14 protein-coding genes, 1 tRNA gene and 1 riboswitch are annotated in these 12270 nt (G+C 60.0%); of the genes, 7 read left to right on the forward strand and 8 right to left on the reverse strand.

Features of this window, described 5'->3' with window-relative positions:
- Nucleotides 1-102: 102 nt before the first annotated feature.
- Nucleotides 103-225 carry a hypothetical protein gene (locus HB633_RS30790; protein WP_255580791.1) on the reverse strand — a complete coding sequence of 41 codons (123 nt, stop codon included), beginning with the start codon at nucleotides 223-225 and terminating at the stop codon, nucleotides 103-105.
- Between the two features lie 119 nt (nucleotides 226-344).
- Nucleotides 345-1322: a ferritin-like domain-containing protein gene (locus HB633_RS06910; protein ID WP_213777384.1), complete on the reverse strand. Its 978-nt coding sequence runs from the start codon at nucleotides 1320-1322 to the stop codon at nucleotides 345-347.
- Nucleotides 1323-1730: 408 nt separating this feature from the next.
- Here HB633_RS06910 and HB633_RS06915 point away from each other — a divergent pair.
- Both HB633_RS06915 and HB633_RS06920 read left to right on the forward strand, forming a co-directional pair.
- Nucleotides 1731-1815, forward strand: a tRNA-Leu gene (locus HB633_RS06915).
- Nucleotides 1816-1953: 138 nt separating this feature from the next.
- Nucleotides 1954-2325 (forward strand): hypothetical protein, encoded by a 372-nt coding sequence (locus HB633_RS06920; protein ID WP_213777385.1) that lies wholly within the window; start codon nucleotides 1954-1956, stop codon nucleotides 2323-2325.
- Nucleotides 2326-2364: 39 nt separating this feature from the next.
- On the opposite strand, the gene HB633_RS06925 is transcribed toward HB633_RS06920, so the two are convergent.
- The 5 genes from HB633_RS06925 to HB633_RS06945 all read right to left on the reverse strand — a co-directional run bounded on the left by HB633_RS06925 (nucleotide 2365) and on the right by HB633_RS06945 (nucleotide 4742).
- A complete protein-coding gene (locus HB633_RS06925) occupies nucleotides 2365-2790 on the reverse strand; it encodes a response regulator transcription factor (RefSeq protein WP_346730279.1) in 426 nt (141 codons plus the stop codon).
- Between the two features lie 13 nt (nucleotides 2791-2803).
- A complete protein-coding gene (locus HB633_RS06930) occupies nucleotides 2804-3436 on the reverse strand; it encodes a response regulator transcription factor (protein ID WP_060817169.1) in 633 nt (210 codons plus the stop codon).
- A gap of 112 nt (nucleotides 3437-3548) precedes the next feature.
- Entirely contained in the window at nucleotides 3549-4142 is a 594-nt protein-coding gene (locus HB633_RS06935; protein ID WP_213777387.1) for a ferritin-like domain-containing protein, read from the reverse strand.
- A gap of 132 nt (nucleotides 4143-4274) precedes the next feature.
- The gene (locus HB633_RS06940; RefSeq protein WP_075643217.1) at nucleotides 4275-4436 is read right to left on the reverse strand and encodes a DUF1328 family protein; all 162 of its coding nucleotides are present in this window, start codon (nucleotides 4434-4436) and stop codon (nucleotides 4275-4277) included.
- Nucleotides 4437-4565: 129 nt separating this feature from the next.
- A complete protein-coding gene (locus HB633_RS06945; protein WP_213777388.1) occupies nucleotides 4566-4742 on the reverse strand; it encodes a DUF1328 family protein in 177 nt (58 codons plus the stop codon).
- Between the two features lie 205 nt (nucleotides 4743-4947).
- Here HB633_RS06945 and HB633_RS06950 point away from each other — a divergent pair, with 205 nt between their 5' ends.
- Complete coding sequence (locus HB633_RS06950) at nucleotides 4948-6342, forward strand: sensor histidine kinase (RefSeq protein ID WP_213777389.1); 1395 nt, start codon at nucleotides 4948-4950, stop codon at nucleotides 6340-6342.
- Between the two features lie 317 nt (nucleotides 6343-6659).
- Nucleotides 6660-6800, forward strand: a complete 141-nt coding sequence (locus HB633_RS06955; RefSeq protein WP_056352444.1) for an entericidin A/B family lipoprotein — start codon at nucleotides 6660-6662, stop codon at nucleotides 6798-6800.
- Between the two features lie 67 nt (nucleotides 6801-6867).
- Here the strand turns inward: HB633_RS06955 and HB633_RS06960 are convergent, their stop codons facing one another.
- Nucleotides 6868-7974, reverse strand: a complete 1107-nt coding sequence (locus tag HB633_RS06960; RefSeq protein ID WP_213777390.1) for an EamA family transporter — start codon at nucleotides 7972-7974, stop codon at nucleotides 6868-6870.
- 401 nt (nucleotides 7975-8375) lie between these two features.
- Nucleotides 8376-8505: riboswitch (TPP riboswitch) on the forward strand.
- A gap of 228 nt (nucleotides 8506-8733) precedes the next feature.
- Here HB633_RS06960 and thiC point away from each other — a divergent pair.
- From thiC to HB633_RS06975, 3 genes are all read left to right on the forward strand, one after another.
- Complete coding sequence (gene thiC / locus HB633_RS06965; protein WP_213777391.1) at nucleotides 8734-10665, forward strand: phosphomethylpyrimidine synthase ThiC; 1932 nt, start codon at nucleotides 8734-8736, stop codon at nucleotides 10663-10665.
- A 221-nt stretch (nucleotides 10666-10886) separates the two neighbouring features.
- A complete protein-coding gene (locus HB633_RS06970; RefSeq protein ID WP_213777392.1) occupies nucleotides 10887-11099 on the forward strand; it encodes a glycine zipper 2TM domain-containing protein in 213 nt (70 codons plus the stop codon).
- A 209-nt stretch (nucleotides 11100-11308) separates the two neighbouring features.
- Nucleotides 11309-11779: a hypothetical protein gene (locus tag HB633_RS06975; RefSeq protein ID WP_213777393.1), complete on the forward strand. Its 471-nt coding sequence runs from the start codon at nucleotides 11309-11311 to the stop codon at nucleotides 11777-11779.
- Nucleotides 11780-12270 lie beyond the last annotated feature (491 nt).

The following is a 12270-nucleotide window of genomic DNA, read 5'->3' on the forward strand; positions in this document are numbered from 1 at the left end:
ATGCTGCGTGGCGTCTCGCGCGCGTGCTGCAAATTATGCGGGAGCGGCGCGGCGTTGTCGATTTAGCGTGAACGAGAGAAAGCGCCCGAAGGCGCGCGGATTTTATCCGGGCATCGAGGTATGAAGCCATTGAAGCAACTGCAGGCCGGCGCCGGCCGCGATGATCGATATTCCGATCCCGAGCCGCGTACGCTCGCGCCATGCGCCGATAGAAACGTTTTTCATGATCGTCTCCTGAATTCTGTTGCCGTTCCGTACTTGCTGAAACAGCGCCGGGTTTCGCATGACCCCACATGCGAGAACCGGCGCCGTTCGCTTCACCCAAAACCCCAAGACTTGAACGCTCAGGCGAACGCGCTGCTCATATGCAGCGCGCCGTTCACGCCAGCCGGGAAGAACCCGCCCTGCGTCACTGCAGCCTTGTTCAGGTACACGATGTTCAGGACATCGTCATAACTGCGGCTGAACGCAAGACCGTTTGCATCGAGCGGTACGATGTTCGAGCTTCCCGCAGCGGCGCCCGTAATGCCCTGGTCAACGTCCGTCGAGCTATCGAGCGAATCGCGGGCATCGGAGATCTGCTGCACGGTCGTATAGATGGAAGGCGTCGTCATGCCGCGCGAGAACAGCACGGTGCGAATCAGGCCCGCGTGATACGCCTCGGCCGCGAGAATGCCGGCTGCCGCCTCCAGATACGTCTTGTTCGTGATCAGCGGCGATGCGCCCTTGTAAGCCGTCACACCCACGTCTTCGAAGATGAACGCGCCGATCAGGAAGTTGGTCGGGCTCGAATACGGATTGAACACTTGGCCCGCGCTGATCACGCCGGCCGCTTGCGCCGCCACCGAAAATGCGCCGGTTGCGCTCGTGCCGCCGACATCGAGCGCCGGCATCGCCACCGCTGCACCGCCGAGCGCCGTACGCAGGAAGGTGACGTGCTCGAGTTCATCGCGGGCGATTTCAGCGGCGTACGCACCTACCAGCGGGTCGCCGGTGAAATCGACCTTTTGCCCTGGGATGACCGTGCCGGGCGTACCCGCGCCGCTCATCAGGTTGGCCGGCAGTCCTGCGCCGGTCACTGCGTAGGCATAAAAGCTTGCTTCGAGGTATTCGAGGTTGAGTGCGAAGTTGAGAATATCCGCATCGCTCGGACCTGTCTGAGCGTTGGCGTTATCGCCTGAGCTACCGCCGCATGCGCCGAGTATCGTGCCGCCGACGAGCCCCAATCCCAGCCCGCCTGCGCTCCTGAAAAATTGCCTGCGTTTCGCCAATTTATTGGCGCGGCGTTCGAGGATATCGAGGATCGCAATTTCTTCTGCCATGACTATCTCCTTACCTGCTATGAGTAATTAACCGTACGGCGTCACGCGACATGCACAGCCGAGCGAAAGCAGCGGCCACGCCCTGTAACAAGGAGCCGTGATGCACAAGACATGAGGTTGAGGGAATGAAGACAGACCGGAGCGATGAAATCCTGATGCCATCAGGACGGCTGATCTTCACGTAGCTAGATACGCGAGCTTGTGATGAAACGGATGCAAGCAATCACGAATATATTTCTATTTCTTTCCGGGGGCGATGCAAGCCGGTATGTCAGCGCTGTGTTTTGCTGCAACGCGCAACCTGCATGAAGAACGCTTTTATCGATGCGCGAAACGGGCCGGGTTTGAAACCCGCCCGGTGCTCGGAATTGGCCCCCCGCCCGTCCGATGGTAGAATGCCGTCCGCCTGGCGGGGTGATGAAATTGGTAAACATAGCGGACTTAAAATCCGCCGCCTAACGGCTTGCCGGTTCAAGTCCGGTCCCCGCTACCAGCACCCGATACGGCTTTCGAAGACGGGCGGTCGCCACTGCCGCGCGGGCCGGTTATCGTTTCCGGTCAGATCTGCCATCGCCCGTCGACTGAAGTAGACTGCGCGTCTCATCTAGCGTCTCTATTAGCGCGAGCCCACATGAAACATCGAAGCCTTTATACGGTCGCCGCTGCCGCCGTTCTCGCTTGTACCGCCGGCTGCACGACGGCGTACCAGAACGCCCAGCAATGCAAGGCGAAGATGGTCGAGACCTACCCCGCCACCAGCCCGAAGCTGGATTATGAAATCCCGCGCGTGTCCTATCGCGCAACGCGCGTGGTGGTTGAAGGGACATACACCGTTAAGGGTGCGCCCGCCGGCGTGACGCCGATCAAGACCACCAAATTCCCCGTATCAGCCGCGGTGGAGTGTACGTTCTCCGGCGACCAGATGCGCACATTCCAGTGGCTGACGCCCGCCACGCTCGCCGCGAAATATCCTTTGCAGCCCGATCAGGCCGATACCGAATAACGCCGCTTGGACGCACTGCTTGGACGCACTAATACGCGCTCAGGTCCGGGCGCGCGCATAACGATGCAGCGCGTCGAGGACGCGATCGAATTCCAGGGATTTATCGAAGAAATGGCGCACGCCGTATTGCAGGCAGCGCTCGCGGTAGGCGGGCAACGCGTGATTCGTCAGCACGGCGGCAAAGCTTGATTCGGCAATACCTGTGCGCTGCAGGTAAGCCAGCACTTCGATGCCCGAGCCGCTTTTCAACTGCAAATCAACGATCACCGCATCGAAGGCGGCCGATGCCAGCAGCGCAATCGCGCCCTCGGGCGTGTCGGCCCAGGCGCTCACCTTCAGTTCGCCGGACGCATCGATAGCTTCCACGAGGCTGCGCCGGATCAGCGGCGAGTCTTCGATCAGCAATACGCTCAGCGGCCGCTTGTGCGCGAGGCCGGTTTCATCAGCGATCGTTTGTTGGCCCACGGCGGGCATCCTCCTACTCGATCAACCCGTTCTTGATGGCGTAATACGTGAGATCGGCGTTGTTCGCAAGGCGCATTTTTTCGAGAACGCGCGCGCGATACGTGCTGATCGTCTTCACCGACAGATGCAGTTCGTCCGCTATCTCTGTCGGCAATTGTCCGCCGGCCAGCTTGCAGAATATCTGGAATTCCCGCTCCGACAACGTCTCGTGCGGCCGCTCGGCAGCGGGCTTTTCAAGCTTGTCGGCCAGAGCGTCCGCGATGAATTCCGACAAGTACCGGTGACCGCGCGCCACCGTGCGGATGGCGCGCACGATCTCGTCAGGCGCTGCGTCCTTGTTCAGATAACCATTGGCGCCAGCGCGCAGCAGGTTGATCGCGTACTGGCTTTCGGGATAGCCCGAGAGCATCAGCACGCCCTGCTCCGGGCGAATCTGCTTGATCACGCGTAAGGTGTCGATGCCATTCTTGTCCGGCATGGCGATGTCGAGCAAGACCACGTCGAACGCGCTTTCGCGCACGAGTGCGATAGTCTCGTCCCCGGTGGACGCTTCACCTGCCACTTCCATGTCGGGTTCATCGGCGACGAATTGCCGGAACCCGCTTCGCACGATGGCGTGATCGTCCGCTATCAACACTCGAATCATCTGCGCCGCCCGCGGCCGTTTTATATTGACCCATTGTACTGACGACGCGCGGCGGAAATCATTCCGTCGCGCGTCGTCCTTCGCTTTCAGTCATCCGTTACTTCAATGCAGTTCAACCATCGAGGCCATCGAGCAAGTCGGCCATGTCGTCGGCGTGTTCTTCTTCGACCGCCAGAATCTCTTCGAACAGCCGGCGCGTGGTGACATCCTTTTCGCCGAGGTAGCGAATGATTTCCCGATACGTATCAATGGCGATGCGTTCGGCGATCAGGTTCTCGCGGATCATGTCGATGAGATTGCCGCCTTCCTTGTATTCCGAATGCGAACGCGAGGCGAGGCTGTCCGGCGCGAAGTTCGGCTCGCCGCCTAACTGGACGATACGTTCAGCAAGGGTGTCGGCATGTTCCTGCTCTTCGGTCGCGTGCTCGGCAAACTCGGTAGCAACGGCTTCCGAATGGATGCCCTTCGCCATGAAATAGTGGCGCTTGTAGCGCAACACGCACACGATCTCTGTCGCAAGCGCATCGTTCAGCAGCTTCAGCACGACCTCTTTGTCGGCGCCATAGGTCGATGTCACGGGTCCATCGTCCATATGTTGACGGGCGTCGGCGCGAATCTTTTCAACGTCCAGCACGAACGGATCCGACTTTTGACCCGCTGCATTGGGTTGGACCGGGGCAGCTTTTACAGCAGACGATTTCGACATTGATGTGCTCCAAATTTGGGGTTCTGTAATCAGCGATTGGACGGAATCCGCACGACTGCCGGGCATCTGCATTTGCCAGGCCCGGCGTCTGCGGTCGCTTTTTTCATCGTCCGCATACCGCGTGCCTGGTCGTCACGTTCGAAACACGCCGAGCAACAACGTCACGACGAACACCACGAGGAAAATATAGAAAAGTATCTTCGCGATCTCGGCAGCGCCCGCGGCAATTCCCGTGAAACCGAACACCGCCGCAATGATCGCGATGATGAAAAAGATGACGGCGTAATGAAGCATGGACGACCTCCCCGTCTGTTTTGGATTTTCAAGAGACTGGTTGCGCAAAGCCAATCTGCATTGAGACCAGCTTCACGCACCGCTATCCGTATCGAGGAATGATCGGGCGAGAAGAGAATGCGTCGGAACCTAATCGACAATTTTCTTCGTCACCACGAAGCCGAGTACGAGGAACACCACGCAAACGATCAGGAACAGCATGAACAGGAACTTTGCAATGCCGGCCGCACCCGCTGCGACGCCAGTGAAGCCGAGCAAGCCGGCAACGACGGCGATGATCGCGAAAAACAATGCCCACTTCAACATGATCGTTTCCCCATAGAGTTGGACTTGATAGTCGGATGGTAGCGGCGAGTCGGCCGCCGTCCATCTGGACGCTGGCCGTTTTTGTTGTAGGACAGCGCCGACATTCGCTTTCAAATGTCTTGGATCGTTGCTCTTTTGCGCTGATTCACAGGCTTCGATCGACTTGAAAAGTTACACTGGCTGCGTGAAAAAACCGGCGAGATTGATGACTTCCTCTTCACACGACGGCAGCAAAGCGGCCACGGCGCCCGGCGTCGCGCAGCGCGCAGCCCGGCTCAACGCGCGAATCAATGGCTGGATGCGCCGCTGGAGTTGGGCCGTTGCGATGACCGTCGCCATCGTGATTACGGTTGGTGGTCTCGTGATCCTCGAATCCGGCCGCATGCGCATTGCCGCAGAGTACGAGACCGCGCTCGAGGCCAAAGGCGCGACCACATTGTTGACGGCGCTTAACGGTGACATTGCGTCCCTGAACGCCGACGAGCGCGCATCGCATCCGGTTCCGGACGCGGCGACCATCGCGGATTACAAGGCTACGGCGAGCCGCATACGAAATTCAGTGGCTTTGCTGGACGCTTACTACCGCCGCAAAGCGGACGACACAGCGCTCGCCAGCTTCCGCCAGCTCAGTGCGATCCTTAATACGCGCATCGACGCCGGACTAAGCACGCAGGCCGCGCCCGACTCGGACACGCTCGATACAGCCCTCGCCCTGCTACGCCTCAATGAAGAACATCGCGCGCAGTCCGCACTCGATGCCAGCCGCGCCGACCAACGCATTTCCACGTTTTGCGTGGGCGCGCTGTGCGCGTTGAACATCGTGTTATTCCTTTTGCTGTTCCGCAACCTGGGCATCCAGCTGGACAAACAGGACCGGGTGCAGCAGAAGCTGATCACGCAGCAAGAGGAGCTCGATCAGCTCGTGTTCGAGCGTACGCGGCAACTCGAAGCGCTCGCTTGGCATTTGCAGTCCGTGAGTGAAAACGAGAAGACAGAGCTGGCCCGCGAGCTTCATGACGAGCTCGGCTCGATACTCACGGCCAGCAAAATGGACGTGGCCTGGGTGACCAACAAGCTGAAAAACATGGAACCGGCGATGGCCGAAAAACTCGGTCGCGCGCTGGCCAATCTGGATCAGGGTATTGCGTTGAAGCGGCGGATTATTGAAGACATGCGGCCTACCGTGCTTGCGAACTTCGGTCTCGTCACGGCGCTGCGCACCCTCGCCGATGAAACCGCCCAGCGCACCGGCTGGACGCTCGACCTCGCACTGCCCGAGGACGACATCAAGCTCGGCGAGGAAGTGGAGATCGCGCTGTTTCGCGTCGCGCAGGAGTCGCTCACGAATGCCGCGAAGTACGCGCGGGCATCGCGGGTTTCGATTGCACTGGCTCTCGACGATGAGCGCGTGTCCATGCATATCGCCGATGACGGCGTCGGCATCCGCCCGCAGGATTTGCAGCGCACGCATACGCACGGGCTTCTCGGCATGCGCCAGCGAGTGAGCGCGCGTGGCGGGCGCATCGAGATCCAGCGGCGCGAGCCGCATGGCACGGACATCCGCGTGACCATGCCCCGTGTGCGTAACTTCATGGCGTGAGCACTGACCCAAACGCCCATGTAGGACCCCGCCGACACAACTTGCAGAGCGCACCTACACGATAAAAACATCCGCGCCTACAGCCCGCAGCCAGCCAATTTTTTAAGATTCTTCAGACCGGTGTGGTCGATCGAAACGATGCAGCCAATGATTGAAGTCAGGCCAAATCGTTTCAAGGATCGGTCGTTACCAAAGCCACGACGTGTTAGCTGATTACGCTGAATGGCCGGGATTCGAACTTCGGGCACGCTTTACAGGCTTATCGACAATAAGCCGACCGCCTATATCCATCGCAGCATACTCAAGGGGAATTGCTCATGACTCGACTCATCGCTTTGCTGTTGATCGCAGGAACCGCCGCACTCGCAGGCTGCAACACGACGGCGGGCGCCGGCCAGGACATCTCGAAGGCTGGTAACGCGCTCACGAATTCGGCCGACAAACACGGCGCGGAATAACGCAAGACGTACCCGAATGCAAAAAGAGCCTCCTCGGAGGCTCTTTTTTTGTCTTGCGCGCGAATGATCAAACCAGCCCGCGGCGCTTGTAGTCGAACCAGAACGACAGGCCCACGCTCGCAAGGATGATCAATGTAGCCATCACGGTCCACTTCGTGATCGCCTCGCCCAGAAACAACGCGCCGATCACCACGGCCACGACCGGATTCACATACATGCAACTGCTCGCGATAATCGGGCTCGTGTGCCGGATCAAGTATGCGTACGCAACGTACGCGGCCATCGAACCCACGAGCATCAGGTAGAGATACGACAGGAACGGCGTGAATCCCATACTCACGATCCGCTCGCCCGACACCCACGCCACGATGGTCGCCATCAGCCCGCCGAGGCCAATCTGCAATGCGGTGGACACCAGCAAGTCCGACGGCAGCTTGAGACGGCTTGCAAGATGAGAGCCGCCCGCCCAGAAGATCGCGCCGCATAAAATGGCGAGACTGCCGGCTGTCGAGCCCGACGACGGGTCGCCGTGGTTCAGCAACGCGATTCCGACCAGACCCAATCCGACCGCGACCCATTCCCCTTTCGCCACCTTGCGCCCGGCAATGGCGGCAATGACCGTGGCGAACAACGGCACGGTCGCCACCATGACAGCGGCCGTGCCGGTCTCGACGGTACGCATGCCGAACGCAAGCATCCCGCTCGATAAACCCACGAGCAACGTGCCCACCAGCGCCGCGTTGCGGACCTCGGCCGCCGTGGGCCAGACCGGATTGCGGCGCGCGGCGAAGATGAACAAACCGATGCCCGCGAACAAATTGCGCAAGCCGGAAAGCATCAGCGGCGGAAATGATTCCAGCGACAAGTGCACGGCCATATAGGTCGAGCCCCAGACCAGATACACCACGCCAAGCGCCAGCGCGATGCGGCCGCTCCGTGTCGCGGGAAGCCGAAACGGAAAATAGCCGGGCAGGTTGAACGGACGGCGCGGGATGGCATCGATTCCGGCTTGAGGCTGCGTCACGCCGGACGCGAAAGCGTCGGACTGCGCCGGCGCTTCGGGGGCCTGCTGCGGGAACGGCAGGATGTCGGCGGAATGATCCGGCGCGGGCGGAACGTATTGCGAAGGAGATGATGTCGATGAAGACTGCGGCGGCGGCAACGATGTAGACATCCGTCACTCCGCGCAGATGGCGATGCCGGCTGGCCATGCGGCCAAACCTGAAGAAACGCTCAGGACCGCCGGCATTGGGTCGACCGCGAACAACCGGTGAACCGATGAACGGCGCGCATGCCGCTCGAGTATCGCGGCAAAACGGGCAAGGCAGAACAACATGTCGGAAGCAGCAGAAAAGGGTCGGGCATCACCATGCCGAAGCTCGGAACCGACTCGAAAGCCGGCACGAACCGCCGCGAAGCCGAGGTCTGGCCGGAGAGCACGAAAAAAATCGGGGCGCATCCGGGAAAACACCGTGGCAGCACGCGGTGGACGCCATTATGCAGTAAGCGCCGCGCGCTTACGCAAGAACGTTACAGATGGTTGCCAACACGCTACGGCGCGGTGTATTGTTGCGGCTGCTAACGCGGGGGTCCTGCGCTGCACATCGCAATCTGTTTGTTGGATTGTCCGTGTGTCGCGGGTGAGAAATACCCTTTGAACCTGATCTGGATAATGCCAGCGCAGGGAAGCGTTCGGATTTTGCCGCGCCGGGGTCTTTCTCTTTCTTCTCGCGCATCCTCGCCGAATCCGCCGCCTCCTCTCTCTGCTTTTTCTTCGGTCTCCCGTTGCTAGCGTTTGGCTCAGCTGAATTCGTGCGCGTTGCTTTCCTGCATGCGCGCCGTCCGGCTGGGAACACCGTCCCCATAGCAACCATCTGCATGGGACCGGAGTCAGCCCGAAAGCGCTGACTCCGGTCGACACAGGAGAAACCGCATGAACGCCAACCCGAAGTTCCTGTCCGCTGACGCCGTCGTCGACGCCGCCGCCATCGCCCCGCTGCCCAATTCGCGCAAAATCTACGTGACGGGCTCGCGTCCGGACATCCGCGTGCCGATGCGCGAAATCACGCAATCCGACACGAACGAAAGTTTCGGCAGCGAGAAGAACCCGCCCGTCTACGTCTACGATACTTCCGGCCCGTATTCCGACCCGGACGCAAGCATCGATATCCGCTCGGGCCTGCCCGCGTTGCGCCAGGCATGGATCGAAGAACGGGGCGATACCGAATCGCTCAGCGGTCTATCCAGCGATTTCGGCCGCGAACGCGCCGCCGATCCCGCCACGGCCGATCTTCGCTTCAAGGGTTTGCACCGCACGCCGCGCCGCGCCGTAGCCGGCAAAAACGTCTCGCAGATGCACTACGCGCGCCGAGGCATCATCACGCCGGAAATGGAGTTCGTCGCGATCCGCGAGAACCAGCGCCGCGCCGAATATCTCGAATCGCTGAGGACGAGCGGTCCGAACGGCGAAAAGCTCGCCGCGATGATGGGCCGCCAGCATCCTGGCCAGGCGTTCGGCGCGAAGGCTTTCGGCGATGGCGCGCCGAAGGAAATCACAGCCGAATTCGTGCGCGAGGAAGTTGCCCGCGGCCGCGCGATCATCCCGAACAACATCAATCATCCGGAAAGCGAGCCGATGATCATCGGGCGCAATTTCCTGGTGAAGATCAACGCGAATATCGGCAATTCGGCGGTGACGTCATCGATTGGCGAAGAAGTCGACAAGATGACGTGGTCGATCCGCTGGGGCGGCGACACGGTCATGGATCTTTCGACCGGCAAGCACATTCATGAGACGCGCGAATGGATCATCCGCAATAGCCCGGTGCCGATCGGCACGGTGCCGATCTATCAGGCGCTCGAAAAGGTCAACGGCAAGGCCGAGGACCTGACGTGGGAAATCTTCCGCGACACGCTGATCGAACAGGCGGAACAAGGCGTCGACTACTTCACGATCCATGCGGGCGTGTTGCTGCGCTACGTGCCGATGACTGCAAACCGCATGACGGGCATCGTCTCGCGCGGCGGATCGATCATGGCGAAATGGTGTCTGGCTCATCACAAGGAAAGCTTTCTGTACGAGCACTTCGAAGACATCTGCGAAATCATGAAGGCCTACGACGTGAGCTTTTCGCTCGGCGACGGCCTGCGCCCCGGTTCCATCTACGATGCCAACGACGAAGCCCAGCTCGGCGAGCTGAAGACGCTCGGCGAGTTGACGAAGATTGCATGGAAACACGACGTGCAGGTGATGATCGAAGGTCCGGGCCATGTGCCGATGCAGCTCATCAAGGAAAACATGGACCTGCAGCTCGACTGGTGCGACGAAGCGCCGTTCTACACGCTCGGGCCGTTGACAACGGACATTGCGCCGGGTTACGACCACATCACGTCGGGCATTGGCGCCGCGATGATCGGCTGGTTCGGCACCGCGATGCTCTGCTACGTCACGCCGAAGGAACACTTGGGCCTCCCGAACAAGGACGATGTGAAGACCGGCATCATCACGTACAAGCTCGCGGCGCACGCCGCCGATCTGGCCAAGGGCCACCCGGGCGCGCAGGTTCGGGACAACGCGCTATCTAAAGCGCGCTTCGAATTCCGCTGGGACGACCAGTTCAACCTCGGCCTCGATCCGGACAAGGCGCGCGAATTCCACGACGAAACCCTGCCCAAGGATTCCGCCAAGGTCGCGCACTTCTGCTCGATGTGCGGCCCGCATTTCTGCTCGATGAAAATCACCCAGGACGTGCGTGAATATGCGGCGAAACAAGGGGTATCGGATATCGAGGCGTTGAAGCAAGGCATGCAGACCAAGGCGATCGAGTTCGTGAAGAAAGGCTCGGAGATTTATCAGCGCACGTAAAAGCTGACGCCAGCACGATGTAAAAACGGCCCGCACAGGTTGAATGTGACGGGCCGTTTGCTTTGATCTGCGGAATATGCCGATCGGGCACTGTTTCTGCTTCTCAAATGAAAGAATCGGCAGGAACTGTCTTTGTTGTCCGGGGTGGACACGACGCAGGATCGAGCCGTTTCCGCAACACGCTGTCACACCTACTTGAATCATCGATTTGGAGAGTTGAAATGGACAAGATCAAACAAATTGGCGCTGCTGCTCTCGTTGTGGCACTTCTCGGCGGCTTGTCTGCCTGCGATCAAATGAGCACCCGTCAACGCGATACCGCAGTTGGCGCCGGTATCGGCGGCGTTGCAGGCGCGGCGCTTGGTGGAAACGCGCTTTCGACCGTTGGCGGCGCTGCGGCGGGCGGGATTATCGGCAATCAGGTCGGCAAGTGAGTCTTGTTGGGTAGATCGTTTAATCAGCCCGGCCGCTTGACTTGATTTTGATGGCCGGGCCCCGCTTGTTGTTGGTTCAGCGGCATGAAACACGTGGAAATATTCGCGCTCTCGTCAATGCTTTCCGGCGTTTCACCGATGCGCTAGGCTCCTGATATCTGTTTCGTTCTTCCGAACATCGCGTTTCGACGCAACCCAGGAGTCGCATCATGAACCCGAAGCTCGCAGTAGCCGCCCTCGTGGGCGCCTTGAGCTTGAGCGGCTGTTATTACGTGCCCTACGGTTATTACCCCGCCTACCCTGGCTATCCGGCTTATGCAGGCACGCCCGTCGTTGGCACCGCTCAGGCACAACGGGAGATGCCCGTTGCGCCTGATAGCAATGCCGGCCCTGGCGCCGCGCAGCCGAATGACAACACGCAAGACACGCAGCAAAACGCAAGCAGCTATGCCTCGGCTGCGCCGCCACCCGTGACTTATGCGCCGCCGCCGGTTTATTACCCGAGTTACCCGGTCTACGCGCCCTACCCGGCGTATTACGGTTATCCGTACGGATATGGTTACGGCGGCCCATCTGTCTCGATCGGCTTTGGATGGTGGGGTGGCGGCCACGGTGGTGGCGGTTGGCACGGCGGTGGTGGCGGTTGGCACGGCGGTGGTGGCCACGGTCACTACCACTAGGGTTCGCCTTACTCCCGCCTTACTCCCGCCTTACTCACTCGATGTAAGCCTTTCACATAAGCCGCGCTTCTGAGCGCGGCTTGTTTGTTGCATGAGCCGTAAATGCAGCGACGGCCTATCTCAAACGATCTGGCACGCTTTTAGCTCTCGACTCCCTCGAAAGCGCCGTGTCGTGCGCTCCGTCAGGGGAATCCTCATATGCTGGTCTTCGCGTTGATCCTGCTTTGGCTTGCAGCTTGCCTCGGTGTGCTTTCCGTATGGGTACTGCGCGATGCATCGTCTTCCGATGTTTCGCCGGGTACTTCTGCGCAAGAGCCGACGGTTCACTGAAACACTTCACTGCGACCATTCCCTGCAGCAATGAAGTAGTAAGGATTCGTTCCTTGACGTCTGTCCACATCGCTCTATTCTTAGTCGAGACGCATTAGCCGGACGCTTAATAACGCGTCGAAAACGCGCTGACGTTGAATCGCATTCCCGATTGCCAGAAT

This window comes from Caballeronia sp. dw_276 (genome assembly GCF_018449635.1).
In the GTDB taxonomy this organism is placed as follows: Bacteria; Pseudomonadota; Gammaproteobacteria; order Burkholderiales; family Burkholderiaceae; genus Caballeronia.

What these genes read in the sequence shown, in the direction of transcription:
- HB633_RS06950 (WP_213777389.1), top strand. Translation starts at nt 4,948, where the DNA reads ATGACTTCCTCTTCACACGACGGCAGCAAAGCGGCCACGGCGCCCGGC.
- HB633_RS06930 (WP_060817169.1), bottom strand. Translation starts at nt 3,436, where the DNA reads ATGATTCGAGTGTTGATAGCGGACGATCACGCCATCGTGCGAAGCGGG.
- HB633_RS06975 (WP_213777393.1), top strand. Translation starts at nt 11,309, where the DNA reads ATGAACCCGAAGCTCGCAGTAGCCGCCCTCGTGGGCGCCTTGAGCTTG.
- thiC (WP_213777391.1), top strand. Translation starts at nt 8,734, where the DNA reads ATGAACGCCAACCCGAAGTTCCTGTCCGCTGACGCCGTCGTCGACGCC.
- HB633_RS06910 (WP_213777384.1), bottom strand. Translation starts at nt 1,322, where the DNA reads ATGGCAGAAGAAATTGCGATCCTCGATATCCTCGAACGCCGCGCCAAT.
- HB633_RS06955 (WP_056352444.1), top strand. Translation starts at nt 6,660, where the DNA reads ATGACTCGACTCATCGCTTTGCTGTTGATCGCAGGAACCGCCGCACTC.
- HB633_RS06935 (WP_213777387.1), bottom strand. Translation starts at nt 4,142, where the DNA reads ATGTCGAAATCGTCTGCTGTAAAAGCTGCCCCGGTCCAACCCAATGCA.
- HB633_RS06940 (WP_075643217.1), bottom strand. Translation starts at nt 4,436, where the DNA reads ATGCTTCATTACGCCGTCATCTTTTTCATCATCGCGATCATTGCGGCG.
- HB633_RS06920 (WP_213777385.1), top strand. Translation starts at nt 1,954, where the DNA reads ATGAAACATCGAAGCCTTTATACGGTCGCCGCTGCCGCCGTTCTCGCT.
- HB633_RS30790 (WP_255580791.1), bottom strand. Translation starts at nt 225, where the DNA reads ATGAAAAACGTTTCTATCGGCGCATGGCGCGAGCGTACGCGGCTCGGG.
- HB633_RS06970 (WP_213777392.1), top strand. Translation starts at nt 10,887, where the DNA reads ATGGACAAGATCAAACAAATTGGCGCTGCTGCTCTCGTTGTGGCACTT.
- HB633_RS06960 (WP_213777390.1), bottom strand. Translation starts at nt 7,974, where the DNA reads ATGTCTACATCGTTGCCGCCGCCGCAGTCTTCATCGACATCATCTCCT.
- HB633_RS06945 (WP_213777388.1), bottom strand. Translation starts at nt 4,742, where the DNA reads ATGTTGAAGTGGGCATTGTTTTTCGCGATCATCGCCGTCGTTGCCGGC.